We start from the raw sequence: 18,301 nt of genomic DNA on the forward strand, positions 1-18,301 counted from the left end.
AACCCGTCAGACAGCTCAGCCTGTTTGAGTTCTAGCTACCCCCTCGCATGATCAGTCGCTTGTTTCGCAGCCGATTTGCCTTGACCCTTTGGCTGGTCGCGGCATTGCTGTGGGCGCCGATCTGGGGGCAGTGGCACGGCATCGCGCACCAGGTGCAGCAAGTCACGGCGGTGTCCGCAGCTGCCGCTGATCAAGACGATGGCCATGCCATGGGCTCCGGTTTGTGCCAGGTGCTGGACCATTTGGCCCATGCCAGTGCACTGCCCATCTGGCCTGCGGTCCCCGTGTTGGTGCAACTGCCGGCGCTTGCGCTGGTGTTTCGAGAAGCATCGACGTTTTCGGCCGAACCCTGGTGGCCCACACAGGCGCGCGCACCCCCTGTCTGGATTTGAACCCACGATCCCCGTCTGATCTGCCCGTGTGGCGATCAGACGCGTTCTTGTTTTTCAAATTCAGACCATGCAGACACATTTCAAATTTTCGGCACTGGCTGGCGCTTGCGCCCTGTGCTCGGCCATGGCGCAAACCGCGCCTGGCGAAGTCATCATCACCGGCAACCCTTTGGGCAGCGCGCAAACCGCCGTTCCTGCCAGCGCCATGGGCCGCAGCGATCTGCTCGAACGCGGGCAAAGCACGCTGGGCGAAACCCTGAACGGCTTGCCGGGCGTCGCCAGCACCTACTTCGGCCCCAACGCCAGCCGCCCCATCATCCGCGGCTTGGACGGCGACCGCATCCGCGTGCTGAACAACAATGCTTCGAGCCTGGATGTGTCGGCCCTGAGTTATGACCATGCGGTGCCGCTCGATGTGTTGTCCACAGAGCGCATCGAGGTTTTGCGCGGCGCGGCGGCCTTGCAATACGGCGGCAGCGCGGTGGGCGGGGTGGTCAATGTGATCGACAACCGAATCCCGCGTGAGGGCTTGTCTGGCGTGTCGGGCAAGGCGCAGTTGCAAGCGGCCACAGGCAATGCAGAGCGAAGCGCCGCAGCCCTTTTGGAATCGGGCAATGAACGCTGGGCTGTGCATGCTGACGGCTTCGATCGCCGTACCGGCGATGTGCGGGTGCCCGTGTCCTTGGCCTGCGACAAGCCGGGCTCACCCGCCCAAGCCCGTCGCATTTGCAATTCGGCCAGCGAATCCCGTGGCGGCGCCATCGGGGCCAGCACCTTCTGGGACCATGGCTACCTGGGCGCCTCGGTCAACACTTACCAAAGCGATTACGGCACAGTGGCCGAAGACCAGGTGACGATCGGCATGAAGACCACCCGTTATGCGCTTGAAGGGCAAGTGCGCCAACTGCCGGGCTGGTTTGACCGTGTCAAAGCCCGCCTGAGCCACACCGATTACCAACACACCGAGTTTGACAACGGTGCGGCGGGCACCTTGTTTGCCAACAAGGGGCAAGACCTGCGTGTGGAGGCGCGGCATCGCCCGGTGGCCGGCTGGCAGGGTGTCTTGGGCTTTCAGGTGGAATCGGGCCGTTTTTCAGCCGTGGGCGAGGAAGCCTTTGCACCCTTTAGCCGCACGCGCAGTCAGGCCGTGTTTGTGCACGAGGAGTTGCCCACCACTTGGGGGCAATTCAATGCCGGCGCGCGTTGGGAATCGGTGCGGGTGCAGTCTTTGGGCAACCCCGCGCTGGACCGCTTCGAGGTCGGCACCCGCGATTTCTCGCCTTTCAGCCTTGCAGCGGGTGCGGTGCTCAAGTTGTCGCCCACTTGGAGCCTGAGCGGCAACGCCGCCATGACACAGCGTGCCCCCAAGGATTACGAACTTTTTGCGAACGGCCCCCACTTGGCGACCCATGCTTGGGAAGTGGGCAGCAGCAGCTTGGGCGTTGAAAAATCCAACAGCATGGATTGGGGTCTGCAGTGGAAGTCGGGTCCGAACCGCATGGCGGTGACGGCATTTGCCAGCCAGTTTGCCAACTACATTGGCTTGATGAACACCAGCGCGATCGAGGAAGACTTGCCTGTTCAACATTACCAAGGCGTGAAGGCCCAGTTCAGGGGTATCGAAGCCAACGGTCGTCAGCGCTTGTGGCAAAACGCGTCCACGCTGGACCTCGACTGGCGTGCCGACACCGTGCGGGCGACCAACATCCGCACGGGGGAACCTTTGCCACGCATCGCACCCATGCGCTTGGGGGCCACGCTGGTTTATGGTCAAGGTCCTTGGAGCGCCAAAGTGGGTGCCGACTGGCATGCCGCGCAACAGCGCGTGCCCGATGGCAGTGTGGCCACCGGGGCCTACACCTTGGTCAACGCCAGTGTGTCCTATCGTCAAAAGCTCGACACCACGGTGCTGCAGTGGTTTGCCCGTTTGGACAACCTGACCCACCAGCTGGCCTACAGCGCCAGCTCGATCTTGACCACCACCGCATTTGGCAAATCGCCATTGCCGGGCCGCAGCCTCAAGCTGGGCGTGCAGGCCAGCTTCTGAGGGCTGGGCGGCAGCTCTACGTGGTACCCGATGGGTTACCGCCATGAGGGGCCTCGATAATCAGCAGCATGAACCTTGACCACCCCGTCCTGTCGTCGCTGCTGCCCGTGGTCTTGCTGATCTTCATCGGTTTCATTTCCGGGCGCGCCAAGCTGGTGCGCCCGGAAGCCGTGCGGGACCTGTCCAACTTGGTGTTTCTGGTGCTGACCCAAGCCATGCTGTTTCGCACCATGAGCTCGGTGCATTTGGAGCTGCTGGAGCTGCGGCCTGTATTTCAGTATTTCGCGGTGGCAGCGGCTTTGTTTTTCGCCATGCTGATGGTCTACGGCCGAGACTCGCGGGCCTCGGTGCTGGCCTTGGCGGGCATCTTCAGCAACACCTTGATGATCGGCGTGCCGCTGATCGGCCTGGCCTATGGGCAAGAGGGCCTGGTCTTGCTGTTCACCTTGATCTCCTTGCACGCTTTGGTCTTGTTGACCATGGCCACCTTGGTGCTGGAGTTGCAAATGGCGCACGAACAAGCGGCCCAAAGTGGCGAGCAACGCCACATGCTGGCCACCGTGCTGCAGGCCATGCGCAGCGCGATTTTTCACCCGGTGCCCTTGCCCATCTTGGCAGGCCTGCTCTATGCCCAAACCGGCTGGGGCTTGCATCCGGTGGTCGACAAGCCCTTGCAGTTGCTGGGCAGCGCTTTCGGCCCGGTGGCCCTGGTCTTGGTGGGCATCACCTTGTCGCAAACGGCGATCGGGGTGCGGCTGAAAGAGGCGCTGCGTTTGTCTCTGGTCAAGACCGTGGTCCACCCCTTGCTCATGGCCGGTGTCGGATGGGCGCTGGGCATGCGCGGCCTGCACCTGTCGGTGATGGTGGTGGTGGCCGCTTTGCCCATCGGGGCCAATGTGTTTTTGTTCTCGCAGCGTTACCGCAAAGAGGAAGACACCGTCACCGCCGGCGTGGCCGTCTCCACCGCCATGGCCTTGGTCAGTGTGTCGTTGGTGATGGCGGTGTTGCCTTTGCTGCCCACAGTCTGAACGGGTTCAGGCGGCAGTCACGCTCAAGGCGCCAGCCGCTCGCGAAGCCACTGATCGTCGCGCAAGGTGTAGCGCAAGCGATCGTGCAGGCGGCTTTTGCGGCCTTGCCAAAACTGCCAGCTGTCGGGCACTAGGCGGTAGCCGCCCCAGTGGGGTGGGCGAGGGGGTTTGAGCATGAATTGCGCCGCGTATTTCGCGGCGTTGGTCACCAACACCGTGCGGCTGTCAATCACCTGGCTTTGTGGTGAGGCCCAGGCCCCGATGCGCGAATCCAGAGGCCGGCTGTGGAAGTAGGTGTCGCTTTCTTCGTCAGAGACTTTTTCCACGCGGCCTTCGATGCGCACCACGCGTTCGAGTTCGACCCAATGAAACTGCAGCGCGGCAAAAGGGTTGCCCGCCAGCTCACGGCCTTTTTGGCTGTCGTAATTGGTGTACCAGACGATGCCGCGCGCGTCGCAGCCTTTGATCAGCACCACCCGGGTGCTGGGCCGCAAGTCGCTGCCCACGGTCGCCAGTGTCATGGCATTGGGCTCGGGTACTTCGGCGGCGATGGCCTCTTGCAACCACTGTTCGAATTGCTTCAAGGGGTCGGCATGCGAGGCGTTCTCGTTGAGTTCGGCTTTTTCGTAGCTTTTGCGAAGGTCGGCGATGTTCATGCCTTCCAGTATAGGCAGGTCCTGCAGGATGCCCGTCAATCCGCATGCCTGAGCAAGGCCGCCAAAGCCCGGTCGTGGATGCCGTGGGCCTTTAGGCTTTCGTAGGTTTGCCGCGCGTAATCGATCGTAGAGCCAAAGCGTCCGCTGGCTTGTTGAAAAATTTGCCGGTAGGTTTCGGCGGGCAAATGACCCGTGAAACTGGGGCTGCTGCGCGGCAAGGTGAAGGCCAGCGCTTTGACCGGGCCTTGGGCGGTTTGACAGGTCAGCCAGCTCGGGGTGTAAACGTCCATGGGCATCTCGCGTGCCCAAAGCCGCCGCAGCACTTCGTCGGTTTCGTTGGGCGCGACCCGGTACACCACGCCTTGACAGCTGCCGCCGGGCAGCAGCGCAAACACCAGACCCGGGCATTCGGGGCTGCCTCGGTTCAGGCGGCTCCACATTTTGAGGGCGCGGTGCCAGCCCCAGACGCGACTGGCGTGTTGCTCTTGCGCATCGAATTCAGGGCGCCAAAGCAAGGACGCATAGCCAAACACCCACAAATCTTGGTCTGCCGCCTCCGCCCGAAAGCGCTCCAGCAAATCGCTTCGATAGGGCGTCAACGGGCTTGTGCTCGGCTCGCCTGCCTTGTCGATGGTTTTTCCGGTGTGGGTGGTGTCAGTCATGTGCCATGAGGCCCCATTACAATCTGCCCACCATTTTCGGAGAAAAGAAACATGTCGAATCCTCAAGATGACAACCAAGCTGTCGTGTGGGCCGTTTTGGTGGCCGTGATCGTGCTGGCCATTGGCCTGGCCGTTGGTTTTGGCGTTGCCAAAAGCAAAAAAGCCGCGCCTGCTGCGGCCGTGACGGCACCAGCCGCTGAAGCTTCTGCCCCAGCTGCGGACGCATCGGCTCCCGCTGTGGCCCCTGCAGCGGAAGCCTCGGCCGCCAAGTGATTGGCCCTAGGCCCATTGAAAACCCGCTTCGGCGGGTTTTTTTACGCCTCAAACCATCCGAAAGCCGTCCAAAAACCGCCTCCTGTCGAGTTGTACCCCATCTGTAACCGCCTGAACGGTCCAAAGCGGCCGAAGGCGGTTACCATCGGTGATGTAATTTTGTTACCAAGCCTTTCAAGGCCCAAGTTCATGACCCTTCACCCGACATTGGTGGCCGTCACGGCCCGCATCATTGAACGCAGCCGTCCGACGCGCCAAGCTTATTTGGCCCAGGTGGATGCTGCGGCCAGCCAAGACCCCGGCGCACAGCGCCTGGGCTGCGCCAACGTGGCCCACGCCTTTGCCGCCATGCCCGAGGGCGATAAGAGCCGCGCCACCGCGCTCGACAAAATCAAAGTGGTGGCACCGCGTGCCCCCAACATCGGCATCGTCAACGCCTACAACGACCTGCTGTCGGCCCACGCGCCGCTGCAACACTATCCCGACCTCATCAAGGACGAAGCCCGCAAACTCGGCGCCACCGCCCAAGTGGCTGGCGGCGTGCCCGCCATGTGCGACGGCGTGACCCAGGGCACACCGGGCATGGAGCTGAGCTTGTTCAGCCGCGACGTGATCGCCATGGCCACAGCGGTGTCGCTCAGCCACGACGTGTTTGACGCTGCCCTGATGCTGGGCGTGTGCGACAAGATCGTGCCCGGTCTCTTGATTGGCGCTTTGCAGTTTGGCCATTTGCCCACGGTGTTTGTGCCCGCAGGCCCCATGACCAGCGGCCTGTCCAACAGCGAAAAATCCAAGGTGCGTGAACAAGCCGCACAAGGTCTGGTTGGTCGCCCCGAGCTTTTGGAGGCCGAGTCCAAGGCCTACCATGGCGAAGGGACATGCACCTTCTATGGCACGGCCAACAGCAACCAGATGCTGCTCGAAGCCATGGGCCTGCATGTGCCCGGCACCGCCTTCATCAACCCGGGCGAAGGCGTGCGCCAAGAACTGACCCGCGAAGCCGCTCGCACCGTGCTGGCGCTGGTCAAAGGCCAAAACTTCACGCCCATTGGCCGCGTGGTAGACGAGCGCTGCATCGTCAACGCCATGGTCGCCCTCTTGGCCACGGGCGGCTCGACCAACCACCTGATCCACTGGGTGGCGGTGGCGCGTGCGGCCGGCATCGTGATCGACTGGGACGATTTCTCGGCCCTGTCCGACGTGGTGCCGCTGCTGACGCGTGTCTACCCCAACGGCAGCGCCGATGTGAACCAGTTCCAGGCCGCAGGCGGCCCGGGCTATGTGATCCGCGAACTGCTTGATGCAGGCCTGATGCACGCCGATGTGCTCACGGTGCGCCCTGGCGGCCTGCGCGAATTCACGCGCATTCCTTCTGCGCCAAATGGCCAGCTGGTCTGGCAGGACGCCGGTGCCAGTCAAGACGACACCGTGGTGCGCCCCGCGACGAGCCCCTTCAGCGCCTCGGGTGGGCTGAAATTGCTGCAAGGCAATCTGGGCCGCAGCGTGATCAAGATCTCGGCCGTGCCGGAAGCCTTTCACGTCATCGAAGCCCCAGCCCGCGTGTTCAATTCGCAAGACGAATTGCAGCAAGCGTTCAAGGCCGGAGAACTCGACCGCGATGTCGTGTGTGTGGTGCGCTGGCAAGGCCCGCAGGCCAACGGCATGCCCGAGCTGCACAAACTCACCCCGCCCATGGCCGTGCTGCAAGGCAAGGGTTTCAAAGTGGCGCTGGTCACCGACGGCCGCATGAGCGGTGCGTCGGGCAAAGTGCCCGCCGCCATTCATGTGTCGCCCGAAGCCGCAGCCGGTGGCCCGCTGGCCAAAGTGCAGGATGGGGATTGGGTCCGCCTCGATGGCGTGGCCGGCTCATTGCAAGTGCTGGTGAGCGAGGCCGAATGGGCCGCCCGCCCACTGGCCCAAATGCCCGCCGAGCTGCGTGCTGCCAACGGCGTGGGCATGGGCCGTGAACTGTTTGCCAACCTGCGCCGCAACGCGCTCAAAGCCGAAGAAGGAGCCTGCACATGGCTGTGAATTTGACCTCCCTGCAAGTGATGCAGGACGCCCCCGTGATCCCCGTGATCGTGTTGAACGACGTGGCCCACGCCGTGCCCATGGCCCGCGCCTTGCTGGCCGGTGGCATCCGCATGCTCGAAATCACGCTGCGCACGCCGCAGGCCCTGGCTTGCATGGAAGCGATTGCCAACGAAGTCGAAGGCGCCGTGGTGGGTGCAGGCACGGTGCGCAGCCCGCAAGACGCCGCCGCTGCCGTCAAAGCCGGTGCCCGTTTTGCAGTCAGCCCCGGCTACACCCCGGCAGTGGGCCAAGCTTGCAAAGACTTAGGTCTGCCTTTGTTGCCGGGTGTGTCCACCGGCAGCGAAATCATGATGGCCCAAGAGGGTGGCTACACCGAACTCAAATTCTTCCCGGCCATGCAAGCGGGCGGCCCCGCCATGCTCAAGGCCTGGAGTGGCCCGTTCTTTGATGTGAAGTTTTGCCCCACAGGCGGCGTGACCCCACAAAACGCCCACGAGCTGCTGAGCTTGCCCAATGTGGCTTGTGTGGGGGGATCGTGGTTGGTGCCTGCTGACGCCATGGCCCAAGGCGACTGGGCGCGTATCGAAAAATTGGCGCGTGAGGCGACTCAGCTGGCACGTTGATGGGCAGGTCGGTACCTTCTGGTCCGACATTTGATCAGCGCACCGCCCAGCCGCCCGACATGGGAAAGGCTTGGCCGACAAAGCAGCTGGCAGCGTCGCTGCACAGGTAGGCCACAAAGCTCGCGTCTTCTTCGGCTTTGACCAAGCGGCCCAGCGGCACTTCGCGCTTGAGGCGCTCTTGAAACCTCGGATTCGCCTGCACTTCGGCTGGGAAGTAGGTGGGGTTGTCGACAAAGTTTTGCGCCACGGCATTGAGCTGGATGTTGTCGGGCGCCAGTTCCACGCCTGCAGCCTGCACATAGGCCAGTTGCGCACCGCGTGCGGCGCTGTAGGTGGCGGCCCGCTTCATGCCGCGCAGGGCCGAGGCACTGCCCATCACAATGATTTTGCCGCCGCCACGGGCCTTCATGCCGGGCACGACCGCCCGCACCAAGCGGGGCAGTGGGTCGACCATCACCTCAAACACCTGGCGCCATTCGTCTTCGTCGATTTGCGTCACGGGGGTGGATGGCGCAGGCAGCGCCAGGTTGATCACCAGCGCATCGAGTGGGCCAGCCGTGTCGATCAGGGCCTGGGCATCGTGCGGTGCGGTGAGCAAGCGTTCGTCGGCGATCACCTCCGCGCCACATTGCGCCAAGGCCTGACACAAGGCCGGGCCCATGAAGTCTTTGGCCTGGGTCACCAGGATGCGTTTGCCAGACAAGTTGACCATGTGAGGACTCCTGAAAATGATCGCCTTTGGCGCTGATGCCAAGGCTCAGAGGTTCGCGTATTGCGGCCGCTGAATCAACTCGATCTTGTAGCCATCGGGATCGGTGACAAAGGCAATGACGGTACTGCCGCCTTTGACCGGGCCAGGCTCGCGCGTCACGTTGCCGCCAGCGGCTTTGATCTTGTCACAGGCGGCGTAAACGTCCGGCACACCCAGAGCGATGTGGCCATAGGCGCTGCCCATGTCATAGCTGTCCACGCCCCAGTTGTACGTCAGCTCAATTTCGGCATGGTCTGGGTTGGTGCCGTAGCCGACAAATGCCAGCGAGTATTTGTACTCGGGGTTTTCCGAGGTGCGTTGCAGCGTCATGCCCAGCACTTGGGTGTAAAAGTCGATCGAGCGTTGCAGGTTGCCCACGCGCAGCATGGTGTGAAGAAGTCTCATGGTCGGGTTCCAGGGGTCAAAGTCGGCATTTCAAAAACAGGGCAGGCCTGTCGGGCATGAGGCTAAAGGGTACCATCCAGCCCGACCGGCGGGGCATCGGCCGTGGTGCGTCCGCGACTCGGCTTCACCATGCTGTGCACCCCTTGCGCCTGCGCCAAGCCGCAGCCGATGTGGGGTAGGGATGTGTTCACACCCAGGGGTTTTTTCAAACAGGCACGGTGTAGTTGAGCGCCATGCGACCGCCATCCACGGTGACGATTTCCCCCGTGATGTAGCTGGCCGCGTCGCTGGCCAAAAAGGCCACCACCTTGGCCACTTCATCGGGCTCTCCGAGGCGCTTCATCGGGGTGCGCATCATGATTTTCTTTTCGGCCGCTTCGCTCGTCAGCACCGCTTGGCGGGCCAGTTCGGTGGCGATCGTGCCGGGGGCTACCGCATTCACGCGGATGCCAAAGTCAGCCAGTGCCAAAGACATGGCCCGCGTCAACTGGTTGATGCCGCCTTTGCTCACGTTGTAGCTGGCGATGTTGGGGATGGCCAGCACCGCATTGACCGAGCTCATGTTGACGATGGCACCGCCCCCGGTGCCCTTCATGGCACGGGCTGCGGCCTGGCCCATCAGGAACGAGCCTTTGATGTTCACCTTGATCACCGCATCGAAGTCTTCCTCGGTCACGTCCAGAAAGTCGGCTGCCTTGAAGATGCCCGCGTTGTTGACCAGCACGTCGATGCGGCCAAAGGCCTCCAGCACGTGGTCCACCAGGGCGTCGACATCGGCCTTGCGCGAAACGTCACAGGCCATGAAGCGGGCACTGTGGCCTTGTTCGCGCAGTTGCGCTGCAACGGCGTTGCCCCTCTCGCTGTTCACATCGGCCAGCACCACATGGGCTTGCTCGTGGGCAAAGCGGCGAGCACAGGCTTCGCCAATGCCATTGGCCGCGCCGGTGACGATGACCACGCGGCCTTGCAGACCGAAACTCAAATTGATCAAAGGGAACATGGGATGGACTCCTCGCTGGGTTGGCGTTCAAGCACGCCATGCTGCCACATTCAGGACAGGCCGATGTCCTGCACTGAGTTCCATCTCTTTTGGGCGCCTGAGCACAACGCGCCCCAAGGCGCGTGAGCCCTGTGGGCATCAAGTACCATGACAGCTGTTCATCAATGCCCCATCTCGGGTCTTCAAGGAGATTGCAATGTTCAGCCATGTCATGGTCGGGGTGAAAGACCTCGAAGCTTCTAAAAAGTTTTACGACGCCGTCTTGGGCACCTTGGGCCAGGCCCCAGGGATGGCCAACAACAACCGTTATTTTTACCGCAGCCCCGCCGGCTCGTTTGGCATCACCACCCCCATCAACGGCGAAGCCGCCAGCGTGGGCAATGGCAGCACCTATGGGTTCAAAGCGGCTTCGATCGAGCAAGCCGATGCCTTCCACGCGGCAGGCCTGGCCCACGGTGGCGTGACTTGCGAAGACCCACCCGGCTGGCGTGAAGGCGCAGCTGGCAAGCTGTACCTGGCTTACCTGCGCGATCCGGACGGCCACAAGATCTGCGTCTTGCATCGTCCTGGATGAAAGCACCGACCACGCTGTTGGCGCACATCCTCGGTGAGGGCGCTCGCCGATGGCGCATGGCCCAGTCTGCGGCTTGATGGGACATGTTCGTTTGAAAACACCCCACGCTGTCGCGCGCCTGCGCACCGAGCGCCTGGCCCGCAGCGCCAAGCCTTTCATGGCCCGTGGCGGCATCAAAGGCGAGCGCTGTCCCGGCTGTCGCCTGGTGCCCAGCCATTGCATCTGCGCACTGCATCCCGAGTTGCCCACGCAAGCGGGCATGTGTTTGCTGATGGCCGACATCGAGCCCCTCAAGCCCAGCAACACCGGCTGGCTGATCGCCGATGTGGTGCCAGACACCTTCGCCTTTGGGTGGGCCCGCACCGAGGTCGACCCGTCCTTGCTGGCGCTGCTGGCCGATCCACAATGGCAAGCGTTTGTCGTGTTCCCGGGTGAATTTGTGACACCCGAGCGGGTGCTGCACGAGCTGCCGGTTTTGCCCGAAGGTCGGCGTCCTTTGTTCGTCTTGCTCGACGCCACCTGGCCCGAAGCGCGCAAGATGTTCCGCAAAAGCCCGTACCTCAACCATCTGCCTGTGCTCAGTTTGAAGCCCGAACAGCTGTCACGCTACCTGCTGAGGCGCTCAAGGCGGGAGGACCATTTGTGCACCAGCGAAGTGGCATCGCTGTGCTTGGAGTTGGCGGGTGAGCCCACGGCTGCACAGACCTTGCAGGCCTATCTGGACGTGTACACGCACCATTATTTGCAAGCCAAGCACCAGTTGCCGCCGGACCTGAATGGGGCGGCATACGCCCAGTGGCGTGCGGTCCAAAGCGAGATCTCGCCAGCGTTGGCCCCTGATCTTTGAAGTCGCGCAGAGGGCCCTGTGCGGTATGCGACAGGACCAGGAGCTTCAGGCACTGGTTTTGCTGGACATTTCAAAAACCAGGCAGGCGGTGCTGGCATGGGCGTACAAGGTGCCATCGGGGCCAACCAGCCGGGCCTCGGCGGTCGCCAGCTGGCGACCGCAGTGCACCACCTGGCCGATGGCCCGCACGCGTTGCACTTTGGGCGTGAGGGCTTTGACCAATTTGACACTCAGGTCGGCCGTGGTGTAGCCCCGACCGGGCGGCATCATGGTGTGCACAGCGCAGCCCAGCGCCGAGTCGAGCAAGGTGGCAAACCAGCCGCCGTGCACGGTGCCCAGTGGGTTCATGTGGTCCAGCCCGGGCTTGCCCTGAAAGATGGCTTGGCCTTCACTGACGTCCACCAGCACAAAGTTCAAAGTCTTGGCGATGCTGGCATAGGGCAACTCGCCTGCAAGCAGGCCCTGCATCACTTGAAGGCCGGTTTTGCCCTCGATTTGTTCACGTGTGGCCACGCCGGGGCCGGCGCCTGCGTCCATGCGGGCGCGGATCACGCGCTCTTCTTCGATCCATTTTTCAAGCAAGGAAGAGGTCGTCATTTTGGATGGGAAGCTGAGCTGTATTTCAACGTTAGGCCTTGAGCTTCGCTGATCATTTCAAGGCGTCGGTCATCACGAAGTTGTATTGCAGCGTGAAGAAGTCGCGGTCCATGGTTTTGCCATCGGGCGCTGGTCCGGGTTTTTGCGGCACGAAGTCCGCAATCAGGGAAGGGCGCACGCCAAATACCGCATCGCTGTAGAGGTTTTGGCTGGTGCGGTCAAAGATGTGGGTGATCAAGGGGCGCTGTCCGGGCGCCTGGATGCGAAAGTGCAAATGCGCTGGGCGCCAGCTTCTGCCGGTGGTGGCCTTGAGCATTTGGATAGCGGTGCCGTCTTGGGGCACGGGGTAGTCCACCGGCAAGACCGACCAAAAGCTGTAACGGCCATCGGCGCCGGTGGTCAACACCGCACGCGCCCAAGGGCCGTTTTCTTCGATGCCGTCTTGCACGTCGTACAGACCCCGATCGTCCGAATGCCAGACATCAATGACCGCGTTGGCCACCGGTTGGCCATGGATGTCCAGAATTTGGCCTTGGGCATACATGGGTGTGCCAGCCGCGCCCGCACTGATGTCTGCGCCCATCGCAAACTGGGGCGCATTCTCAAGCAAGAAGGGGCCGACCAGGGTGGGCTCGGTGGCGTGTTCGGGGCGGGGGTAGTCCTGCGTCACGGTGAGCATGGACAAGCCAAAAGCGTCCGAAAAAATCATGAACTCGTTGCGGCCCGGCGAGCACCATTTGCCGGTCTCTTCGAGAAAGCTCATCGTGAAGGCCCATTCCTCGGCGGTGAGCTTGACCTCTTTGGCAAAGCTGTGGATGTGCTTGATCAAAGACAGCATCAGCTCACGCAGGCGTGGGTCGGGTGTTTTCGAGTAACGCGCCAGCACCTCCTCGGTGATCAGGTGCAAAGCGTCGTAGCGGTGTTCGGTGGTGTTGGGGGTATCGCTCATGGTGGGTATTTCCGGAGGTGAATAAACGGAGGCTTGATTGATCAGCCCCGCAAGGCTCGCACAAAGCGCTGGGCTGCGGCGCCCACCTCTTGCGCCGATTGGCCCGGCTTGTACAACGCCGATCCCAAACCAAATCCTTTGGCGCCTGCGCTCAGGTAGGCGGCCATGTTGTCGGGTGTGATGCCGCCCACGGGCAGCAAAGCGGTGCTGCTGGGCAAGACCGCGCGCAGGGCCTTGAGCACGCTGGGGGTGATCATTTCGGCTGGGAAAAGTTTCAGGGCATGGGCGCCCGCATGCAGCGCTGCAAAGGCCTCGCTGGGCGTGGCCACGCCAGGCACACAGACCAGACCCAGGCGCAAGGCTTCATGCACGACCACCGGATCAAAGTGCGGCGAAATGATGATGCGCCCGCCTGCGGCCTGCACCTCGCGCACCTGCGCGCTGGTGAGCACGGTGCCCGCGCCGATCAAATGGTTCGGGTGCTGCGCAGCCAAAGCCGCGATGCTCTCCAAAGGGCGGGGTGAGTTGAGCGGCACTTCGATCAAGGCAAAGCCGCTGTCCACCAAGGCATGGCCGATGGCGGGCGCCTCTTCGGGCGTGAGGCCACGCAAAATGGCGACCAGCGGCAGTTGATCCAGCGCTTGCGCGAATTGTTCGGCAGTGTTCATGCGGTGTGTGTCCAAGGTTGGGCCAAAGCGGCGTGTCCTGCCCAGGTGGCTTCATCGCCCAGGCATTGGCTGTCCATGCCCAAGGCGTGCAAAGCCACGGTGTAGCGCTGCGTGAGCTGGGCGCTGCCCACCAGCAGCACAGCACTGCCAGGGCGTGCCATGGCCCGCAGCTCTTCGCCGATCAAAAGGCCGGATAAAAATGAGGGGTGCTGCTCGGGCGGCAGGCTGCCAAACAGCGCCAGGGTGCGGGTGGCAAACATGCTCGACAGCACACTGGGTGTGCGCTGTGCCAATTGCACGCCGTGCACAAAAGCGCCTTCATGCCAGGGCGCATCGGCCTGCAGGGTGCGCGAGAGGATCGAATGCTGGCTCAAGAGCGCGAACACTTCACCGGTCATGAAGCTGCGAAAGCTCAGCACGCGCCCAGCCGCCACCTGCGCCCATTTGCTGTGGGTGCCGGGCAGAACCACGGTGGCATCGCGCTGCCCCGACAAAGTCAGCGCACCAAAAATCTGGATCTCTTCGCCGCGCATCACATCGTGCTGCGGCACGGGCAGGCCATCGTGGTGCTGGCAGCTCAGGCCTGGCACGATCGCCATGCGCCCGGCTTGCAGCCAGTGCAGGGCGCCCGCCAATTCTTCAAAGCCCGCAGGGCAGGGGCAGTAGGGCGCTTCTTGCCAGCCTTGCTGGCTGCCCGCCATGCCCGAGATCAGGCAAAAGGCCTCGGGCGCTTGCATCCAGTCACCAAAGCATGCGTCAAACACGGCTTCAAACTGGCCTTTCGCCACGGTCATGATGCCGCGAGGGAACTGCCGCGATTCCAGGACTTGGCCTGCCGCATCCAAACGGGCGCCGCGCAAACTGCTGGTGCCCCAATCGACGGCGATCAATGGGCGTGTGCTCATGGCTGGAGGCTTTTCAAAACGGCATCGGGGCGTGGCAAGGGCGCGACCGCGCCATAGCCTTGCACCGACAGCGAGGCCGCGGCATTGGCATAGGCGGTGGCGGTCCACACATCGTCGCCTTGCGACAGGCGTGCCAGCAAGTTGCCTGCAAAGCAGTCGCCAGCACCCGTGGCGTCCACCGCTTGCACGGCGCAGCCGGGCACACGTTGACGTGTCTGCCCATCGGAAGCGATCGCCCCCTCGGCGCCGAGTTTGAGCACCACGTGCTGCGCGCCTTGTGCGTGGCACCAGTCCACGATGGCATCGGGCTCGGTCAAGCCGGTCAAGGCCGTGATGTCTTCCAAGCTGGGCAAGAACAGATCGCACAGCCCGATGGCGTGGGTGATGCACGCTTGGGCGCGGGCCAGCGGCCAGAGCAACAAACGCAAATTCGAGTCGAGCGCCACCCGCGTGCCCGAGGCACGTGCGGTCTGCATGGCGGCCAAAGCCGTGTCGCAAGCCGATGCCGAAATCGCCAGGCTGATGCCCGACAAGTGCAGCCACCGGCTGGCTTCGATCGTGCCTTGCCAAGTCTGCACGTCAGAAGGCTGCATGCGGCTGGCGGCGGAGCCTGCGCGGGCATAGCTGAAGTGGTGGCCCTGTGCATCGTGGCTGACAAAGTACATGCCGGTGGGGGCATTCGCATCGCGCAGCACCGCTTGGGTGTTCACGTTCTCGCCTTGCCACAAATCCATCAGGCGGTCGCCCCAGCGGTCTGTGCCCAAGCGCGTGAGGTAGGCCACCTGAGCGCCGGCGCGGGCTGCAGCAATGGCCGCGTTGCTGGTGTCGCCGCCAAAGCCTTGCAGGTACAAAGGCGGATCCGCCTGCGTCTGGTTGAACTCGACCATGGCCTCACCCAAGGCCACGATGTCGCATGTTTTGACGCGTGTGGTCTCAGCGCACATGGCGACTCAGTTCAAGCCCTTCAAGGCATCGGCCGGGTAGCCGGGGCGTGTTTGGCAGTCTTCGATGTATTGCGCGATGATGGCCTCGAAGTTGCTCTCGGCTTTCAAGCCCAGCGCGTTGGCACGCTCAGAGGTCGAGCCACGCGACCAATTGGCCACAATGCCCGCCACGCGCTCGTCGCGCTCGAACTTCACCCGTGCACGCACGGCAGGGCCTGCAACTTTTTCAAGCGCGTCCAGCATCTGGCCCACCGTCACATTCAGGCCTGGCAGGTTCAGCGCCATGCGGCCCCCCACGGCTTCGCGGCTGGCTTCAAACACGGTGATGAGGCCGTGAATCGTGTTGCCCGGTGAAGACAAGGGGTGCGAGACACTGGCGTCCACAGGGCAGACGGCGTCCACGCCCGCCAGAGGCTCGCGGATGATGCCGCTGAAAAACGAGGAAGCTGCGCCGTTGGGCTTGCCGGGGCGAACGGCCACAGTCATCAAGCGGGCCGAGCGGCCATCGATGTAGCCCTTGCGGGTGTAGTCGGACACCATGTGCTCGATCATCAGCTTGTGCGTGCCATAAGACGTTTGTGGCGTGGGCAAGGTGGTGTCGGTCACCAGGTCGGGCATGGGGTTGCCGATGTCGGGGCCGAACACGGCCACCGAGCTGGCAAACACCAGACGGGAAGCTTTGCCCGAGGCTCGGATGCTGTCGAGCAGCAAGCGGCTGCTGTCCACGTTGGAGCGCAAGCCCAGGTCAAAGTCGAGCTCACACTCGCCCGACACGGCCGAGGCCAGGTGGAACACACCGTCAAAACCGCTCTTGAACAAATTGCCTTGTTCCAGCATGGGGCCCGCATGGCCCTTGACCCGGGGGTCGGACAACAGGTCGGCGGGGGCGGGGAAGAGGTCGGCAATGACCAATTCGCTCACGCTTTGGCCATTCAATTGGCCACGTTTCAATATCTCGCGGGCCAGTCGGGCACCCAAAAATCCGGCACCGCCGGTGATCAAAATGCGCATGGTTTTTCCTGTTTGTGTCGAAAGTGGTGTGTCACAAGCTGCAGCCGTCCAACCGCTGGGAGATGGGTGTTTTGTAGGAGCCCACCCCGTGGGCGATTGTGCGTGGACCACAAAGGTCTGTATCGCCCACAGGGTGGGCTCCTACAAAAGAAGGCCGTTTCATCAGTGGTTGTCTTTGGGCACGGCCGCGCCGCGCTGGCCGACCAGAAAGTCCATGTCCGCGCCTTCGTCGGCTTGCAGCACGTGGTCGATGTAAAGCTTCCAGTAGCCCGATTGCATGGCGGGGGCGGGTTTTTCCCAGAGCGACAAACGTTTGGCCAGTTCTTCGTCGCTGATCAGCAGTTGCAGTTTGCGCTCGGGCACGTTGAGTTCAATCATGTCGCCGTTTTGCACCACCGCCAGTGGCCCACCTGCAGCGGCTTCGGGTGTGGTGTGCAGCACCACGGTGCCATAGGCCGTGCCGCTCATGCGGGCGTCGCTGATGCGCACCATGTCGGTGATGCCTTTGCGCAGCACCTTGGGCGGCAAGGGCATATTGCCCACCTCGGCCATGCCGGGGTAGCCCTTGGGGCCGCAATTTTTGAGCACCAGGATGCAGTTTTCGTCGACGTCCAGACTCTCGTCGTCGATGCGTTTGTGGAAGTCGTGGCTGTCTTCAAACACCACGGCGCGGCCGGTGTGCACCATCAGCGCAGGCGTGGCAGCGCTGGGCTTGATGACCGCGCCACGCGGGGCCAAGTTGCCGCGCAAGATGGCGATGCCTGCTTTTTCCTTGAAGGGTTCGTCGAACTTCTTGATCACGCGCGGGTCGTAGTTCACGGCGCTGGCGATGTTCTCACTCACGGTCTTGCCGCTCACGGTGACGATGTCTTTGTGCAGCAGGTGCTCGATTTCTTTCATCACCACCGGCAAGCCACCGGCGTAGCAGAAGTCTTCCATCAGGTGTTCGCCAGACGGCTGCAAATTCAAGAGGCAAGGCAGCTCGCTGCCCAAGCGCTCGAAATCGTCCACCGTGAGTTTCAGGCCCAAGCGACCGGCAATCGCGATCAGGTGGATCACCGCATTGGTCGAGCCGCCAATGGCCGCCAGCGTGCGGATCGCGTTTTCAAAGGCTTCGCGGGTGAGCACTTGGCTGATGGTCTGGTCGGTGTGCACCATCTCGACGATGCGCCGCCCGGCTTCGCGGGCGAGCACATTGCGACGGCCGTCCACCGCAGGGTAAGCAGCATTGCCGGGCAGGCCGATGCCCAGGGCTTCGACCATGCTGGCCATGGTGCTGGCGGTGCCCATGGTCATGCAGTGGCCGTGGCTGCGGTGCATGCAGCTTTCGGCTTCAAAGAAGTCGGTCAGCTTGAGGGTACCCGCGCGGACTTGTTCGCTCATGCTCCACACGCCGGTGCCCGAGCCGAGTTCTTGGCCGCGCCATTTGCCGTTCAGCATGGGGCCACCCGACACGCCGATGGTGGGCAAGCCCGCGCTGGATGCGCCCATCAGCAAACTGGGCGTGGTCTTGTCGCAGCCCATGAGCAGCACCACGCCGTCGATGGGGTTGCCACGGATGGATTCTTCGACGTCCATGCTGGCCAGGTTGCGGTAAAGCATGGCGGTGGGGCGCAAGAGCGTTTCACCCAAAGACATCACAGGAAACTCCAGCGGAAAGCCGCCCGCCTCGTACACGCCGATCTTGACCTGCTCGGCCAGCGTGCGAAAGTGCGAGTTGCAGGGCGTGAGTTCGCTGAAGGTGTTGCAGATGCCGATCACCGGGCGGCCGTCGAACTGGTCGTGCGGCACGCCCTTGCCCTTGACCCAGCTGCGGTAGGCAAAGCCATCGCGGTCTTGGCGGCCAAACCATTGTTGGCTGCGCAGGTCTTCGGGTTTTTTACGGGGTTTGGAGGTCATGGTTCAGGCCTGTCAGAAAAGGTTGGCGTACAGTTT

20 protein-coding genes are annotated in these 18,301 nt (G+C 62.8%); 8 read left to right on the forward strand and 12 right to left on the reverse strand.

From position 1 onward, the window contains the following. Positions 1 to 47: 47 nt before the first annotated feature. The 3 genes from QLQ16_RS13560 to QLQ16_RS13570 all read left to right on the forward strand — a co-directional run bounded on the left by QLQ16_RS13560 (position 48) and on the right by QLQ16_RS13570 (position 3,467). Positions 48 to 392 (forward strand): DUF2946 family protein, encoded by a 345-nt coding sequence (locus QLQ16_RS13560; protein WP_283225196.1) that lies wholly within the window; start codon positions 48 to 50, stop codon positions 390 to 392. A 67-nt stretch (positions 393 to 459) separates the two neighbouring features. Further along, positions 460 to 2,439, forward strand: a complete 1,980-nt coding sequence (locus tag QLQ16_RS13565; RefSeq protein ID WP_283225197.1) for a TonB-dependent receptor — start codon at positions 460 to 462, stop codon at positions 2,437 to 2,439. A gap of 68 nt (positions 2,440 to 2,507) precedes the next feature. Next, positions 2,508 to 3,467, forward strand: coding sequence for an AEC family transporter (locus tag QLQ16_RS13570; RefSeq protein ID WP_283225198.1), 960 nt, complete (start codon positions 2,508 to 2,510; stop codon positions 3,465 to 3,467). A 23-nt stretch (positions 3,468 to 3,490) separates the two neighbouring features. Here the strand turns inward: QLQ16_RS13570 and pdxH are convergent, their stop codons facing one another. Further along, entirely contained in the window at positions 3,491 to 4,123 is a 633-nt protein-coding gene (gene pdxH, locus QLQ16_RS13575) for a pyridoxamine 5'-phosphate oxidase (protein ID WP_283225199.1), read from the reverse strand. Positions 4,124 to 4,158: 35 nt separating this feature from the next. After that, positions 4,159 to 4,701: a gamma-glutamylcyclotransferase gene (locus QLQ16_RS13580; RefSeq protein ID WP_431310422.1), complete on the reverse strand. Its 543-nt coding sequence runs from the start codon at positions 4,699 to 4,701 to the stop codon at positions 4,159 to 4,161. Positions 4,702 to 4,836: 135 nt separating this feature from the next. Here QLQ16_RS13580 and QLQ16_RS13585 point away from each other — a divergent pair, with 135 nt between their 5' ends. From QLQ16_RS13585 to eda, 3 genes are all read left to right on the forward strand, one after another. Next, on the forward strand, positions 4,837 to 5,058 hold the full coding sequence (locus QLQ16_RS13585) for a hypothetical protein (protein ID WP_283225201.1): 222 nt from the start codon (positions 4,837 to 4,839) through the stop codon (positions 5,056 to 5,058). A 189-nt stretch (positions 5,059 to 5,247) separates the two neighbouring features. Beyond that, positions 5,248 to 7,089, forward strand: a complete 1,842-nt coding sequence (edd, locus tag QLQ16_RS13590) for a phosphogluconate dehydratase (RefSeq protein WP_283225202.1) — start codon at positions 5,248 to 5,250, stop codon at positions 7,087 to 7,089. Beyond that, positions 7,080 to 7,715 carry a bifunctional 4-hydroxy-2-oxoglutarate aldolase/2-dehydro-3-deoxy-phosphogluconate aldolase gene (gene eda, locus QLQ16_RS13595; RefSeq protein WP_283225203.1) on the forward strand — a complete coding sequence of 212 codons (636 nt, stop codon included), beginning with the start codon at positions 7,080 to 7,082 and terminating at the stop codon, positions 7,713 to 7,715. The genes edd and eda overlap by 10 nt, the downstream gene beginning before the upstream one ends. Positions 7,716 to 7,749: 34 nt before the next feature. Here the strand turns inward: eda and QLQ16_RS13600 are convergent, their stop codons facing one another. From QLQ16_RS13600 to QLQ16_RS13610, 3 genes are all read right to left on the reverse strand, one after another. After that, positions 7,750 to 8,427, reverse strand: a complete 678-nt coding sequence (locus tag QLQ16_RS13600) for an SDR family oxidoreductase (RefSeq protein WP_283225204.1) — start codon at positions 8,425 to 8,427, stop codon at positions 7,750 to 7,752. A 45-nt stretch (positions 8,428 to 8,472) separates the two neighbouring features. After that, a complete protein-coding gene (gloA, locus tag QLQ16_RS13605; protein ID WP_283225205.1) occupies positions 8,473 to 8,871 on the reverse strand; it encodes a lactoylglutathione lyase in 399 nt (132 codons plus the stop codon). A gap of 205 nt (positions 8,872 to 9,076) precedes the next feature. Continuing rightward, positions 9,077 to 9,871, reverse strand: a complete 795-nt coding sequence (locus QLQ16_RS13610; protein ID WP_283225206.1) for an SDR family NAD(P)-dependent oxidoreductase — start codon at positions 9,869 to 9,871, stop codon at positions 9,077 to 9,079. Positions 9,872 to 10,067: 196 nt separating this feature from the next. On the opposite strand from QLQ16_RS13610, the gene QLQ16_RS13615 reads away from it, so the two are divergent. Beyond that, positions 10,068 to 10,445: a VOC family protein gene (locus tag QLQ16_RS13615; RefSeq protein ID WP_283225207.1), complete on the forward strand. Its 378-nt coding sequence runs from the start codon at positions 10,068 to 10,070 to the stop codon at positions 10,443 to 10,445. A 157-nt stretch (positions 10,446 to 10,602) separates the two neighbouring features. Next, complete coding sequence (locus QLQ16_RS13620; RefSeq protein WP_283225240.1) at positions 10,603 to 11,292, forward strand: tRNA-uridine aminocarboxypropyltransferase; 690 nt, start codon at positions 10,603 to 10,605, stop codon at positions 11,290 to 11,292. Between the two features lie 45 nt (positions 11,293 to 11,337). Here QLQ16_RS13620 and QLQ16_RS13625 read toward each other — a convergent pair whose 3' ends face one another. From QLQ16_RS13625 to QLQ16_RS13655, 7 genes are all read right to left on the reverse strand, one after another. After that, positions 11,338 to 11,889, reverse strand: a complete 552-nt coding sequence (locus QLQ16_RS13625; protein ID WP_283225208.1) for a PaaI family thioesterase — start codon at positions 11,887 to 11,889, stop codon at positions 11,338 to 11,340. Between the two features lie 52 nt (positions 11,890 to 11,941). Next, positions 11,942 to 12,838 (reverse strand): dioxygenase family protein, encoded by an 897-nt coding sequence (locus QLQ16_RS13630; RefSeq protein ID WP_283225209.1) that lies wholly within the window; start codon positions 12,836 to 12,838, stop codon positions 11,942 to 11,944. A gap of 41 nt (positions 12,839 to 12,879) precedes the next feature. Continuing rightward, positions 12,880 to 13,506 (reverse strand): 2-dehydro-3-deoxy-6-phosphogalactonate aldolase, encoded by a 627-nt coding sequence (locus tag QLQ16_RS13635; protein WP_283225210.1) that lies wholly within the window; start codon positions 13,504 to 13,506, stop codon positions 12,880 to 12,882. Continuing rightward, positions 13,503 to 14,411 carry a 2-dehydro-3-deoxygalactonokinase gene (locus QLQ16_RS13640; RefSeq protein ID WP_283225211.1) on the reverse strand — a complete coding sequence of 303 codons (909 nt, stop codon included), beginning with the start codon at positions 14,409 to 14,411 and terminating at the stop codon, positions 13,503 to 13,505. Before QLQ16_RS13640 ends, QLQ16_RS13635 begins: the two co-directional genes overlap by 4 nt. Further along, positions 14,408 to 15,355, reverse strand: a complete 948-nt coding sequence (locus QLQ16_RS13645) for a sugar kinase (RefSeq protein ID WP_283225212.1) — start codon at positions 15,353 to 15,355, stop codon at positions 14,408 to 14,410. Before QLQ16_RS13645 ends, QLQ16_RS13640 begins: the two co-directional genes overlap by 4 nt. A gap of 6 nt (positions 15,356 to 15,361) precedes the next feature. Further along, positions 15,362 to 16,366 carry a D-erythronate dehydrogenase gene (gene denD / locus QLQ16_RS13650; protein WP_283225213.1) on the reverse strand — a complete coding sequence of 335 codons (1,005 nt, stop codon included), beginning with the start codon at positions 16,364 to 16,366 and terminating at the stop codon, positions 15,362 to 15,364. A gap of 162 nt (positions 16,367 to 16,528) precedes the next feature. Beyond that, positions 16,529 to 18,265: an IlvD/Edd family dehydratase gene (locus QLQ16_RS13655; protein WP_283225214.1), complete on the reverse strand. Its 1,737-nt coding sequence runs from the start codon at positions 18,263 to 18,265 to the stop codon at positions 16,529 to 16,531. Positions 18,266 to 18,301: the final 36 nt, after the last annotated feature.

The sequence above is a fragment of the Limnohabitans lacus genome, assembly GCF_030053395.1.
Taxonomy (GTDB): domain Bacteria; phylum Pseudomonadota; class Gammaproteobacteria; order Burkholderiales; family Burkholderiaceae_C; genus Limnohabitans_A; species Limnohabitans_A lacus.

What these genes read in the sequence shown, in the direction of transcription:
- QLQ16_RS13560 (WP_283225196.1), top strand. Translation starts at nt 48, where the DNA reads ATGATCAGTCGCTTGTTTCGCAGCCGATTTGCCTTGACCCTTTGGCTG.
- QLQ16_RS13565 (WP_283225197.1), top strand. Translation starts at nt 460, where the DNA reads ATGCAGACACATTTCAAATTTTCGGCACTGGCTGGCGCTTGCGCCCTG.
- QLQ16_RS13570 (WP_283225198.1), top strand. Translation starts at nt 2,508, where the DNA reads ATGAACCTTGACCACCCCGTCCTGTCGTCGCTGCTGCCCGTGGTCTTG.
- pdxH (WP_283225199.1), bottom strand. Translation starts at nt 4,123, where the DNA reads ATGAACATCGCCGACCTTCGCAAAAGCTACGAAAAAGCCGAACTCAAC.
- QLQ16_RS13585 (WP_283225201.1), top strand. Translation starts at nt 4,837, where the DNA reads ATGTCGAATCCTCAAGATGACAACCAAGCTGTCGTGTGGGCCGTTTTG.
- edd (WP_283225202.1), top strand. Translation starts at nt 5,248, where the DNA reads ATGACCCTTCACCCGACATTGGTGGCCGTCACGGCCCGCATCATTGAA.
- eda (WP_283225203.1), top strand. Translation starts at nt 7,080, where the DNA reads ATGGCTGTGAATTTGACCTCCCTGCAAGTGATGCAGGACGCCCCCGTG.
- QLQ16_RS13600 (WP_283225204.1), bottom strand. Translation starts at nt 8,427, where the DNA reads ATGGTCAACTTGTCTGGCAAACGCATCCTGGTGACCCAGGCCAAAGAC.
- gloA (WP_283225205.1), bottom strand. Translation starts at nt 8,871, where the DNA reads ATGAGACTTCTTCACACCATGCTGCGCGTGGGCAACCTGCAACGCTCG.
- QLQ16_RS13610 (WP_283225206.1), bottom strand. Translation starts at nt 9,871, where the DNA reads ATGTTCCCTTTGATCAATTTGAGTTTCGGTCTGCAAGGCCGCGTGGTC.
- QLQ16_RS13615 (WP_283225207.1), top strand. Translation starts at nt 10,068, where the DNA reads ATGTTCAGCCATGTCATGGTCGGGGTGAAAGACCTCGAAGCTTCTAAA.
- QLQ16_RS13620 (WP_283225240.1), top strand. Translation starts at nt 10,603, where the DNA reads ATGGCCCGTGGCGGCATCAAAGGCGAGCGCTGTCCCGGCTGTCGCCTG.
- QLQ16_RS13625 (WP_283225208.1), bottom strand. Translation starts at nt 11,889, where the DNA reads ATGACGACCTCTTCCTTGCTTGAAAAATGGATCGAAGAAGAGCGCGTG.
- QLQ16_RS13630 (WP_283225209.1), bottom strand. Translation starts at nt 12,838, where the DNA reads ATGAGCGATACCCCCAACACCACCGAACACCGCTACGACGCTTTGCAC.
- QLQ16_RS13635 (WP_283225210.1), bottom strand. Translation starts at nt 13,506, where the DNA reads ATGAACACTGCCGAACAATTCGCGCAAGCGCTGGATCAACTGCCGCTG.
- QLQ16_RS13640 (WP_283225211.1), bottom strand. Translation starts at nt 14,411, where the DNA reads ATGAGCACACGCCCATTGATCGCCGTCGATTGGGGCACCAGCAGTTTG.
- QLQ16_RS13645 (WP_283225212.1), bottom strand. Translation starts at nt 15,355, where the DNA reads ATGTGCGCTGAGACCACACGCGTCAAAACATGCGACATCGTGGCCTTG.
- denD (WP_283225213.1), bottom strand. Translation starts at nt 16,366, where the DNA reads ATGCGCATTTTGATCACCGGCGGTGCCGGATTTTTGGGTGCCCGACTG.
- QLQ16_RS13655 (WP_283225214.1), bottom strand. Translation starts at nt 18,265, where the DNA reads ATGACCTCCAAACCCCGTAAAAAACCCGAAGACCTGCGCAGCCAACAA.